This is a genomic window from Priestia sp. P5 (assembly GCF_029522155.1).
In the GTDB taxonomy this organism is placed as follows: domain Bacteria; phylum Bacillota; class Bacilli; order Bacillales; family Bacillaceae_H; genus Priestia; species Priestia megaterium_E.
Genome location: NZ_JAKWFJ010000002.1, coordinates 15,548 through 27,273 on the forward strand (window position 1 = coordinate 15,548; position 11,726 = coordinate 27,273).

Below are 11,726 nucleotides of genomic sequence, written 5' to 3' on the forward strand. Positions count from 1 at the left end.
CTTCTTCTTTTTCACTAATAAGGAGAGAGTAACATGCGTTTATTACATACAGCGGATTGGCATTTGGGGCGAACGTTAGAAGGTCGAAGCCGTCTGGCTGAGCAAGCACAGTTTTTAGATGAACTGGCAGACATTGTGGAAGAAGAAAAGATAGATGCTATTCTCATGGCGGGAGATGCCTTTGATACGGTTAACCCTCCAGCAGCGGCAGAGCAGCTTTTTTACGAAAGTATGTCTAGGCTGAGCAACAATGGAAAACGTCCGATTATTGTTATTGCAGGTAATCATGACAACCCAGATCGGCTGTCGGCGGCTTCCCCATTAGCTGTTCATCAAAATATTACGCTTCTTGGTTTGCCTACTACCGATGTAGAAAGCATTCACATTCCTACATCAGATGAAGTGTTAAAGGTTGCGGCTCTTCCTTACCCATCTGAATCAAGGTTAAAGGAACTTTTAGCAGAAGAAAATGATGAGCTGGCTCTTCGAAATTCATATGATGCCAGAGTAAAAGGTATTTTCGATAAAATGAGTGAGCAGTTTACTACAGATAGCGTTAACATTGCGATGAGCCATATTTACGTAGCAGGAGGAAGTTCAACGGACTCAGAACGTCCAATTGAAGTAGGAGGAGCTTATACGGTGGCGGCAACTAGTTTACCTGCCAACGCTCAATATGTAGCGTTAGGACATTTGCATCGTCCGCAAATGATCAATCGCGCCCACACTCTGGCAAGGTATTCCGGTTCACCTCTTGCTTACAGCTTTTCGGAGTCAGGATACGCAAAGTCGGTTACCATTTTAGATGCTAAGCCAGGAAAAGAGGTTGAGATGACTGAAATTCCATTATCTAGCGGAAAGCCCTTGACGCGTTGGAAAGCGAAAAACGGATTGGCAGAAGTATATACATGGCTTGATGAGCAAAAAGATACGCAGGCATGGGTTGATTTAGAAGTTCACGTAGAAGATGCACTTTCACTAGAAGAAATCCATCGTCTTCGCAAGCTTCATCCAGGCTTTATTCATATCCGTCCGGTATTCAAAGCAGAAGAACTAGCACTTGAAACACGTTCACAGCGCGAAGTGCCAATCGAAGAACTGTTTACAAAGTTCTACAGCAGGCAAACCGGCGGAGGGGCACCTGATACTGAATTAGTCAAACTGTTTTTAACCTTGATTAACGACGAAGATATATCGGGAAAGGAGGATGAAAAATGAAACCTATTAACTTGACCGTTTCGGGACTTCACAGTTTTAGAGAAAAACAAACTGTCGATTTTGAAGCGCTGTGTTCAGGCGGTGTTTTCGGAATATTTGGTCCTACAGGAAGCGGGAAATCCTCCATTTTGGATGCCATTACACTAGCTTTATACGGAAAAGTAGAGCGTGCAGCTAATAATACACAAGGAATTTTAAATCACGGGGAAAATGAACTGAAAGTATCGTTTACGTTCGAACTGGAAAATGCTAATCATAAAAAACGCTATACTGTTGAACGAAGCTTTAAACGGACGGATGAACTGCGTGTGAAATCAGCTTCCAGTCGGTTGATTGAAATCGAAGATGAAACGTACGTATTAGCAGATAAAACAAATGATGTAAACCAGCAGGTACAGGAACTTCTTGGTTTAACAATTGATGATTTTACAAGAGCTGTTGTATTACCACAAGGAAAATTTGCAGAGTTTTTATCATTAAAAGGGACGGAGCGTCGTCAAATGCTTCAGCGTCTTTTTAATCTCGAGCAGTACGGAGATCAGCTTAGTAAGAAAATACGCTATCAAGTTCAGCAGCTAAAAACAGACCTAGATAAAATTACGGCAGAACAAACGGGATTAGGTGAAGCTTCAACAGAGAAAGTAACGGAAGCTGAGCAGCTTGTAAGTGATAGCATTGTACTTTTGGAAAAACGAGAAAAAGAAGCGTCTGATTTGCAGGAGAGATACGATCAGCAGGCGTCTCTTTGGAAAGCGCAGCAGGAAAAAACACTGCTAGAAGAAAAACTAGTGCAAGCTTCTAAGCAGGAAGAGGAGATTAAACAAAAGCAAGATGTGCTGACGAAAGCTCAGCAGGCAGAGCGTCTTTTTCCTTATTTAGAAACATTTGAACAAGCTGAAAAACAGCAGAAGCTTTATGAAGATAAAGTAGAAAAATTAAAAGCACAAATTGTTCAAAAAAGTGAGGAATATAAGCGATCGAATAGCTTATATGAGCAGGCTCGCTTACAAAAAAATGAACAGCAGCCCAAATTAGTTGTTCAAAAAGAACAGCTTCAACAAGCTTCTGATCTTCAAAAACAAATTAAAGAAGGTCAGCAAGAAATAAAAGAAGCGGAAGTTTCTCTTCAGCAAAAGCAACAGGCAATTCAAGCGGAAAATGATGAATTAATGGAAGCAGATCAGCGGTATCAGCAAGGTTTGACTCTTCAAAAAGAGTTAAAGGAAACATTAACAAAGGTGGAGATTCAACCTGATTATCGGCAGGCTGTTCAGCAAGCATTTTACCGTTATCAAGTATGGAATAACGATAAAAAAAACCTAGATGAAGGTCAAAAAACGTATAAAGAAAAAGCCGAACAGCTTAAGCATTTGCACACACAAAAACAAACACAAAAAGAGAGAGAGCAGCAAACAATAGAACAAAGTAAAGGGTTATTTTCAGATATTCAAGGCTTGTATCACACTGTATGTGAGCGGGAAAAAGAGTTTCAGCAGCTTTTTCAACAAGCAGATCGTTTAATGAGCGATCTAAAAAGACGCAAAGAAAAAGAATGGTCACGCCGTCTGGCTCATCAATTAGCCGAGCAGCTGACCCAAGGAGAGCCTTGTCCGGTTTGTGGCTCTGAGCATCACCCTAACCCCGTTTTACATCAACAAAAAGATGACGTCACAACTGAATCAGCGGATCAGTTCGAAGATCAAGTCAATCAGTTGCGTGAACAGCGATTTAGCTATTCGTCGCTCAAAATGCAGCTTGAACAGCTAGCTAAACCTCTTGTTGAAAAAATACCTGAGTTAGCTGAGTTTATGAACGAAGCTGGCGAAGTTCCTGCTTTAGGAGAAATGGATACAGATGCTTTTGGCCATTATGCTAAGAAAATAGAAGTTGAAATCAAATCTCTTGAGCAGGATTATTTGCAGGTAAGTGAAAAACAGCAGGCAATTCTCGGGCAGGTACAAAAGGTCCAGCAAAGTCTTGAAAAGATTGAATTAGAGCTTGCTCATTATCAAAAAGAACAAGCTGAATTAGAAGGAAAAGTCAATCAGCAAAAACAAGCGTTACAAGCAGGAAGAGAATCTTTTCAACAAGATTATCCTTCCTTTGTATTTGAAGAGATAGAAAAAATTAACGAAAGGCTCACTGAAAGAGAAAAAGAAGAGCAGACAATAAAGGCTCGAATTGAAAAAAGCAGTGTATTTTTTGAAAATCAGCAAAAGAAAATCGAACGTCTAAAAGAAGAGAAATATGCGGGCGAAAAAGAATTTGCAGAATTAAAAGCAATGCTGTCTCATAAACAATCTCTTGTTCACTCGCAAATTGAACGCTTGCGTACGCTTACAGATCAAGAAAATATTGAACAGGCGCTGCAAAAAACAGTTCTTTTACTTGCGGAGTTAGAGACGAATGAACAGCAGGCATATCAACATTGGCAGACTGTTCAAAAAGCGTATCAAACGCTGCAAATGGATGAAAAAGCAGCGAGCGAATCCCTAGAAACAGCTCATATCCAGTATAAAAAAGCAGCTGGAAAATGGGAAGAAGCGATAGGGAATTCTTTATTCAGCGAAGGAAAAGAAGTTCAGCAAGCTTTGTTATCACATGATGAGATGAAATTGTTGGATGAAACTGTTCAGGCTTATTGGGACAATATAAAACAGATGAAGTCATCAATTGAACAGTTAAATATTCAGCTGAATCACCAGTCCATAGAAGAGCACCAATTTGAAGAAACTCAGCAGCTGCTTCATGATATAAAAGCGGCTGTGAAAGAAGCGGTTCAGCTCAAGGGAGCAGCTGAGCAAACGTTAAAAAGCGTCAAAGAACGGCATGAGCGATTTTTAGTGCTTGAACAGAACCGTGAAGAAAAACAAGCGTTATTTGAACAGTATCAAAAGCTTCAAACAGTATTTAAAGGAAATGCTTTCGTGGAATATATTGCTGAAGAACAGCTGATGTCCGTTAGCCGAGATGCTTCAGAGCGTCTGGGTATATTAACACGTCAGCGCTATGCGATTGAAGTTGATTCCCAAGGCGGCTTTATTATGAGAGATGATGCAAATGGAGGAGTAAAACGTCCGGTTTCAACTTTATCTGGTGGAGAGACGTTTTTAACTTCCCTGGCTTTGGCCCTTTCATTATCTGCACAAATTCAGCTAAGAGGAGAATATCCGCTGCAGTTTTTCTTTTTAGATGAAGGATTTGGAACGCTTGATGGAGAGCTTCTTGATACCGTGGTAACAGCGCTTGAAAAACTTCAGTCCAATAATTTATCAATTGGAGTCATCAGTCACGTGCAAGAACTCCGTGCTCGCCTGCCAAAACGTTTGATTGTTGAGCCGTCCGAGCCTTCTGGCAAAGGAACTAGTGTAAGAGTAGAAACTTTATAGGGAAGGAAATCTATATGAAGAAAAAAGACAGGCGGATAGGAACATGCGAATTATGCGGAAGGCAGGATGTCTTGACGACCGTACATCATTTAACGCCAAAGGAAATGGGCGGAGCGTTTGAACCAACAGCAAACTTATGTATTCCGTGTCATAAACAAATTCATGCGTTATACACAAATGATGAATTAGCCATTCGTCTTAATACGATTTCTTTATTACAAGTTGATTCTAAAATTAGCTCTTTTATTAAATGGATTCGTAAACAGCCTTCTTCTAAATTACCTAAAACCAAGAAATCAAACAGCCGAAAATCCAGATGAATAAAAAACCCCTTATCCGCTTTAATAGCAAAGATAAGGGGTTTTTTTAAGCATTTGCTGCTATATTTTGATCGAATAAATCTGGATCTAACGTATTTGTTCCTGAAATGCCGTTATTGGTATTAACAAAGTTACCTGTATTTAAGGAACCAGAGCCTGAGGCTGTTTTAGCAGCGCTTTTTGGAGAGACGTAGAACGTATCTCCAAACGTTACGACACCGCCTCCGACGCTCGTGATACTAACGGGTCCGATTATTGCTGGCATGAGGTTCACACCCTTTTTTTCGTGGTATTAGTTTAGTATATGAGCCGTTTCTTAAAAGGTTCACTCACTGCCGCTAGATGCTGAGGCAGCTTTTTTCGATGTTCCAGCTTCAGCTTCCTGTGAAGGTTCATCGTTGATTAGTTCACGAATATGCTTAATGCGGGCTTCTGCATACACATTGCACGTCGATCCAACATGAATAACTGACGAGAATGAGCAACCTTTTATATCGATTCTGTTAACGCGGATCAAAGGTATTTCATTCCATGTTTGAACGGGAATAGGTTCGTAATCGCCATGAGGAATAGGCTCATTAAAGATAGCGTAATCATCAAAGTTTCCTTCTCTACCGTAGAAAAACGGATACTGTCTCCGATCAGCTAACGCTTTATTAAGTAGATGAATTTCTGTTGAATCTCCAATTTGGCAAAAGGAGCTCGCCGACAAGGAATTAATTTCTATATAATTAACAGAAGATGTGCGTGAAAGCATACGTAAGCTCCTTTATGATAACGATAGTGGCACATAAGGTCCGATAATCAAAGATTCAGCCGGCGTATCAAATGTTGAGGATAGAGAGATGTAATTTGCATCACCAATTAAAAAAAGAGAAGAAGAAGATACGCCTGTAATACTAACGTCTCCAACAAGCAATTCGCGGTTTACAACGTTAAAGTTCATGAAGGGGGTCCACCTTTCTTTAAAGATTCAGGTAAATACGTTAAAAATGCGTCAATTCCTTTTTTCATATCTTCATAAAGTTTACCGATAATCTGAGGTTTGATTTGTTCAAAATTTCGTTCCATTTCCTCCGGTTGAACTTGCTGTATATAAAAAGTAATCCGCTGCTGCAGCTGCTTTTTAATATCTTCTAAAATAAACTCGTAGTACGACTCATCAATCATCATTGAGCGCTCATCAAGCACATGTTGAACCATAGAAAATCCATATTGATTAAGCTCATTTAAAATCGTTTCATGAATATCAGAGACCCACTGTTTTTCTAGCTGGCGGTTCAACGGTTTTAAGCTAGGATTTTGGGGTCCAGGACCTCCGGGTTGTCCCGGCTGCTCACCTTGAGGCGGCTGCCCTTGTTGTTGAGCTCCTTGCGAAAATGTTACTTCTGGTTTCTCATTAATAATGATATCTTCTAAATTATCAGGTGTAAGAGGGTTTAATCCAATATTTAATGTTCCGTCTAAAGAATCGATTTTTAACTGTTCAAATTTATATTCAATTTTATCGATTTTAATAGGTGGCTGTTCACCTAACTCTTTTATTTTTTTCTGAAGTTCTTGTACGTTTTTTTCAAGTTGAGCAATGCGTCCTTCTTGCTGCTGAATATACGAAGACATTTGCTGAACATACTGATGTACCTGCTGAATATAGTCCATGTTATCCACCTTCAATCACCTCGATTCCCTTATCTTCTGATAAAGAAAATAGTTATATATATACATATGGCGATGAAGGTTGTAACATGTCAGTCGTTGTCTCGAACTGGGGGAGTTAACGACTGTGAAAAAGGAGCTGGGGCAGCGCCCGCACCGGTTCCGGGAGTAAAGGTAGAAGGAGAAACAGATCCAAGAATGCCTTTTTTTGTTTCAGTAGGTGCAGCGCCTGCAAACCCTCCTGTATTAAAGAGATTTGAGTTCGGTTTAATAACACCTACGCTTCCAATTTGAAGTACTGAAGAGTTACTTACGGCACTGATTTTCATGCTTTGAATACAGATACTTTGATTCACGTAAAAGTTCATAAGCATCCTCCTGTATGAGCTTCATTTCTATTATAGATTTCCAGCAACATTTTGGTCATTTACATCATTGTCTGACGTATTGGTTGAGCTCTGCTGATTCACAACATATAATCCGTCGCCTGTATTAAACGAACCTGCGCCAGCAAATGTTTTAGCAGTGGAAATAGGGGCTATTGTATAAACATCTCCAATATGAAAGACGCTGGCTGAACCAACACTGTTAAGATTAACAACACCAACAATGGCAGGCATAGGCAAACACCCTTTTAATTTAGTCTAGTAACAGCATATGAAGCCTAGACAAAAAGGTGATTAATGCTTTTTTCTTATCTATATGCAGGGAGGAAGTAAAACATTAAAAAGAGGAATGGAAATAGTAAACATTGAAGAAAAACTTTTGCGTTCGATATAATGTGAAAGCAATAATGAAATAATGTAAGGTGTGAAAGAATGAAACGTTTCAAAATGAACGCAGCTGATAAAGAACAGCGTATTGAAGCAGCAGATGTTTTAAAAGGAATCGCGCTTATTGGTATTTTGCTCATAAACATGCCGAATTTTTATTCACCAGCCTCCTATTACGACAATAATTTGTTGGACGGTTCAAGAATGAATTATGTTGCTAATGGATTAGTTGATGTAGTTGTAGGGCGGACAGGCTACGCGCTGCTCGCTATTTTGTTTGGATTTGGTTTTATGAAAATGTTCCAGCGTACATATGAAAGGCAAGTAAGCTTTACTCCTTATGTACGAAGAATCACGGTTTTGCTTCTCGTTGGGGCTATTCATGCTTTATTTATTTGGCACGGTGATATGATTGTGATGTACAGCTTCTTTGCTTTGATCATGCTATTTTTTCAAGAAGCAAAGAAAGAAGTGTTATTAGCGTGGGGAACCGGAATATTTAGCATTTACGCTGTGATTATGATTGTTATTTTAACAGTAGCGGCTTTGGTTAATGAAGGAGATACAGCAGCGGGAATTCACCAGCCTATTATTGACCAAGCGCTTCAAACGTATGGACACGGAAGTTTTGCATCAATCTTTCATCAGCGCTTGCTTGATTGGTACTATGCGTATAATTTAAATACGGTTCCTTTTCTGTTTTTATCGCTATTTCCACTGTTTTTATTAGGTGGTTTTATGGCAAAAAGCGAATGGTTCGAAGAAATAGAAGAGTATATATTGGAGACAAAGTGGCTTTGTCTTATTTCATTCATCGTGTATGCAGCATCATCTGTATTGCCGTATGTTTTAGATCACAACGTAGCCACAGCCTATATTCACGATACAATCGGAGGAACGGCAGGAGCAATTTTTATTGTGACGTTGGTCACATTAGCTATGCGAAGTGTATCTATTCAAAAAGTCATGCAGCCATTTGCTCTTTTGGGGAGAATGATTTTAACTAATTATATTGTCCAGTCCATTGTATGTACATTTCTTTTTTACTCATATGGGTTAGGATACTACGGACATATTTCAATTGTAGAAGGTTTGGCTATTGCGGGGATTATCCTTTCTATTCAACTGCTGGGAAGCTGGATATGGATGAGCCTATTTTCAGATGGGCCGCTTGAAAAACTCATTCGGTATGCTACTTATGGACGCAGCCGCTAAAAATCCTTTTCCTTCCTTATATTATTGGTGAAGGAAAGGTTTTCATGATATGATATTTTCAGAAAGGACGTGAGATGAATGGCTCCACTACATATTCATGTAACGCTTTGGACATTATTGATTATCTCGTTTGTGGTTTCGTTGATTTTACATCGAGCAGGTAAAGCTAAAGGTCAGAAAATCCTACATATGGTGGCGAGACTCCTATACTTATTAGTATTAGTATCAGGTCTGCATATGTTAGCAGCTTGGTACCATTTTCAAGGCGCAGCGCTCATTAAAGGAATTGCCGGAGTGTTAGTGCTTGTGGGAATGGAAATGGTACTTGTTCGTACTGAAAAAAGAAAGCGTACAGGCGTTGCTTGGGCAGTTCTTGTAATTGCGCTTATCTTAGTATTCTATTACGGATATGTCGTACTAGGATAAGAAAAAAGCTATCTTGGATAAGATAGCTTTTTTCTTTTGCTTTAATCTAAAAAAAGATTCATTGAACGTTCTCCATCATTAACGGTATATTCAAATCGATCTAGGTGATGCGTGCCTCGTTCGAATAAATGCTGAACGGCACAAATTTTTTCCTCATTGTCATAAATGATAAAATTAGCACCTTTTGTATCACCGTCTGTCGGTAAAAAACATAATGTGTTGTGACAGTAAATACAATCATAAAGAGAGAATTTTAATGAATTTAAGTGCTGAGTGAATGATAAAAAGGTCTCTTTCGGTAGTGATTGAAGAAGCTGTTCGTATGCATAAGGTAGCTTTTTAGTCAGTCTTAGCTTATCCCCATTTCGCAATAAATACGTTCCATCGTGAAGCTTTATTTGACGGTCATCAACCATAATGGCTTTTTCCCAGCGTGTATCAATAAGAAGTTCTAAGGTATCATCCATTACTTCATGGAGCATGGAAGCTTCGTCACTTTCATCTTCAAAGAAAATCCACTGTGAATCAACACATTCAACCGTACCAATCACGAAGGAACGCGGCTGATTGTTCAGAGCTTGTTGTTTAGAATAATGATTCATAATCAAACCTCCGTGTGAAATTTATCCATATTTTTTTATTGCCTAAAAAAGCTCTCTTTATAACTCGAAAGTGAAAATAAAATATAAGGACAATTCAACTGTAACTATTGCGTGCATACAATGGCATTATTTCATTCATAAACAAGAGCGTGAAAGAAAGGATGATAAACGATGTGTGGTATAACGGGTTGGGTCGACTTAAAGCGATCGCTTTTAAATGAAACAGCAACAATAACAAAAATGGCTGACACTTTATCGAAAAGAGGTCCTGATGACACCAACGTATGGACACAGCAGCATGTTGCTTTTGGGCACAAACGCTTAGTTGTAGTAGATCCTCAAGGCGGAAGACAGCCCATGACAAGAGAAAAAAATGAACAGCTCTATACGCTTTGCTATAATGGAGAGCTTTACAACACGGAAGATATTCGGAAAGAATTACTAAAAAGAGGTTATCAATTTCAGGGACATTCAGATACGGAAGTACTTCTAACATCTTATATAGAATGGAAAGAATCATGCGTAGATCATTTTAACGGTATCTTTGCTTTTTCAATCTGGGATGAAGCCAATGAAAAGTTATTTATAGCACGCGACAGAATGGGAGTGAAGCCCTTATTCTATCGATCTTATGAAGGTGGAATTCAATTTGCATCGGAATTAAAAGCGATATTAGCTCATCCTGAGGTCAAAGCGGAAGTAGGATTAGATGGATTAGCAGAAGTGTTTGGCTTAGGACCTTCTCGTTCTCCTGGCCACGGCGTATTTAAAGAAATAAATGAATTGCGCCCGGCTCACGCGCTCACGCTTACGCGTAACGGGTTGAAGATTTGGCGATACTGGAACGTAAAAAGTGAGCAGCATACAGATGATTTAGGTGAAACTACAGAAAAAGTTAAATTTTTAGTGCAAGACGCGATTGTAAGACAGCTAGTGTCGGATGTCCCGGTTTGTACATTTTTATCAGGTGGAGTAGATTCAAGCGCCATTACAGCAATTGCTGCAAATGCGTTCAAAGAAAACGGCAAGGGCTCTCTTCATACGTATTCTATCGATTATGAAGACAATGATAAATTTTTTAAAGCAAATGAGTTTCAGCCAAATTCTGATGGAACTTATATCAAGCTCATGTCGGATACGTTTCAAACAAATCATCACCGCTGCATTATTTCAACGGAGGACCTTGTGCAGCATTTAACAGAGGCTGTAGAGGTGAGAGACCTTCCTGGAATGGCTGATGTAGATTCATCGCTGCTTTGGTTTTGCCGTGAAATCAAACAAGATTTTGTTGTGAGCTTATCAGGAGAATGTGCGGATGAAATTTTTGGAGGATATCCATGGTTTCACCGAAAACATGATTTGTCTTCCGATACCTTCCCGTGGATGCGTTCATTAGATGCTCGAATTGATTTGCTGCAAAGTTCATGGAGAAAGAAATTACAGTTAGAAGATTATGTGCGTGCCAGATATGAAGAAACATTAAAGGAAGTGCCTGAATTAGAGGGTGAATCGTTAGAAGATGCACAGCGGAGAAAGCTGTTTTATTTAAATCAGATTTGGTTTATGACAACTTTATTAGATCGTAAAGATCGTATGAGCATGGGCGCGAGCTTAGAAGTACGCGTACCTTTTGCTGATCATCGCCTTGTGGAATATGCATGGAATATTCCGTGGGAGATGAAGATGACGGGCAATAAAGAGAAGGGGATTTTACGAAAAGCGCTTGAAGGAATTTTGCCTCATGACGTTCTTTATCGCAAGAAAAGCCCTTACCCTAAAACGCATAACCCAGCTTATACAAAAGCTGTAACTGTATGGCTTCAATCTCTTTTACAAGATAAACAGTCACCTCTTCATGAATTTTTTGATAAGCAGCAGTTAAAGCATATTATTGATACAGGCGGAGAAGGGTTTAAAGCACCGTGGTTTGGTCAATTAATGACAGGACCTCAGCTGCTAGCTCATCTAGCTCAAATTCACGTCTGGTTTACTCATAATAATATTCAAATTGTGGAATGACAGGACCCTCTCAGTACAGAGGGTTTTTTTTAATGACATTAGTCATCTATTTTTCTTTTTTGTACGTTTAAGTAGAGAAGAAGACCGCAGTCTATTTTTGTATAACTT

The 11,726-nt window shown here is 39.3% G+C and carries 13 protein-coding genes; 6 read left to right on the top strand and 7 right to left on the bottom strand.

From position 1 onward, the window contains the following. Positions 1 to 33: 33 nt before the first annotated feature. From MMB69_RS17010 to MMB69_RS17020, 3 genes are read left to right on the top strand one after another with little or no spacing between them, the layout of a single operon-like run. Positions 34 to 1,218, top strand: a complete 1,185-nt coding sequence (locus MMB69_RS17010) for an exonuclease SbcCD subunit D (protein ID WP_277448072.1) — start codon at positions 34 to 36, stop codon at positions 1,216 to 1,218. Further along, entirely contained in the window at positions 1,215 to 4,607 is a 3,393-nt protein-coding gene (locus MMB69_RS17015) for an SbcC/MukB-like Walker B domain-containing protein (protein ID WP_277448073.1), read from the top strand. Before MMB69_RS17010 ends, MMB69_RS17015 begins: the two co-directional genes overlap by 4 nt. Before the next feature lie 14 nt (positions 4,608 to 4,621). Further along, the gene (locus MMB69_RS17020) at positions 4,622 to 4,927 is read left to right on the top strand and encodes an HNH endonuclease (protein WP_221785561.1); all 306 of its coding nucleotides are present in this window, start codon (positions 4,622 to 4,624) and stop codon (positions 4,925 to 4,927) included. A gap of 46 nt (positions 4,928 to 4,973) precedes the next feature. Here the strand turns inward: MMB69_RS17020 and MMB69_RS17025 are convergent, their stop codons facing one another. The 6 genes from MMB69_RS17025 to MMB69_RS17050 form a co-directional block, all read right to left on the bottom strand. Then, positions 4,974 to 5,192, bottom strand: coding sequence for a spore germination protein (locus MMB69_RS17025; protein ID WP_013055353.1), 219 nt, complete (start codon positions 5,190 to 5,192; stop codon positions 4,974 to 4,976). A 60-nt stretch (positions 5,193 to 5,252) separates the two neighbouring features. Next, positions 5,253 to 5,684 (bottom strand): spore germination protein GerPE, encoded by a 432-nt coding sequence (locus MMB69_RS17030; RefSeq protein ID WP_221785560.1) that lies wholly within the window; start codon positions 5,682 to 5,684, stop codon positions 5,253 to 5,255. Positions 5,685 to 5,696: 12 nt separating this feature from the next. Then, complete coding sequence (locus MMB69_RS17035) at positions 5,697 to 5,873, bottom strand: hypothetical protein (protein WP_013055355.1); 177 nt, start codon at positions 5,871 to 5,873, stop codon at positions 5,697 to 5,699. Continuing rightward, a complete protein-coding gene (gene gerPC / locus MMB69_RS17040) occupies positions 5,870 to 6,586 on the bottom strand; it encodes a spore germination protein GerPC (protein WP_025749933.1) in 717 nt (238 codons plus the stop codon). Before gerPC ends, MMB69_RS17035 begins: the two co-directional genes overlap by 4 nt. A gap of 89 nt (positions 6,587 to 6,675) precedes the next feature. Then, positions 6,676 to 6,951, bottom strand: coding sequence for a spore germination protein GerPB (locus tag MMB69_RS17045; RefSeq protein WP_221785559.1), 276 nt, complete (start codon positions 6,949 to 6,951; stop codon positions 6,676 to 6,678). A gap of 30 nt (positions 6,952 to 6,981) precedes the next feature. Beyond that, complete coding sequence (locus MMB69_RS17050; protein WP_013055358.1) at positions 6,982 to 7,203, bottom strand: spore germination protein; 222 nt, start codon at positions 7,201 to 7,203, stop codon at positions 6,982 to 6,984. A gap of 198 nt (positions 7,204 to 7,401) precedes the next feature. Between MMB69_RS17050 and MMB69_RS17055 the strand changes: the two genes are divergently transcribed. Together MMB69_RS17055 and MMB69_RS17060 are read left to right on the top strand one after the other, a co-directional pair. Continuing rightward, a complete protein-coding gene (locus MMB69_RS17055; protein ID WP_277448075.1) occupies positions 7,402 to 8,571 on the top strand; it encodes a DUF418 domain-containing protein in 1,170 nt (389 codons plus the stop codon). Between the two features lie 78 nt (positions 8,572 to 8,649). After that, positions 8,650 to 8,997, top strand: coding sequence for a DUF1516 family protein (locus MMB69_RS17060; protein ID WP_013055360.1), 348 nt, complete (start codon positions 8,650 to 8,652; stop codon positions 8,995 to 8,997). A 41-nt stretch (positions 8,998 to 9,038) separates the two neighbouring features. Here MMB69_RS17060 and MMB69_RS17065 read toward each other — a convergent pair whose 3' ends face one another. Beyond that, positions 9,039 to 9,599 carry a DUF2777 domain-containing protein gene (locus MMB69_RS17065; RefSeq protein WP_013055361.1) on the bottom strand — a complete coding sequence of 187 codons (561 nt, stop codon included), beginning with the start codon at positions 9,597 to 9,599 and terminating at the stop codon, positions 9,039 to 9,041. 171 nt (positions 9,600 to 9,770) lie between these two features. Between MMB69_RS17065 and asnB the strand changes: the two genes are divergently transcribed. Then, positions 9,771 to 11,618 (top strand): asparagine synthase (glutamine-hydrolyzing), encoded by a 1,848-nt coding sequence (asnB, locus tag MMB69_RS17070; RefSeq protein ID WP_221813012.1) that lies wholly within the window; start codon positions 9,771 to 9,773, stop codon positions 11,616 to 11,618. Positions 11,619 to 11,726: the final 108 nt, after the last annotated feature.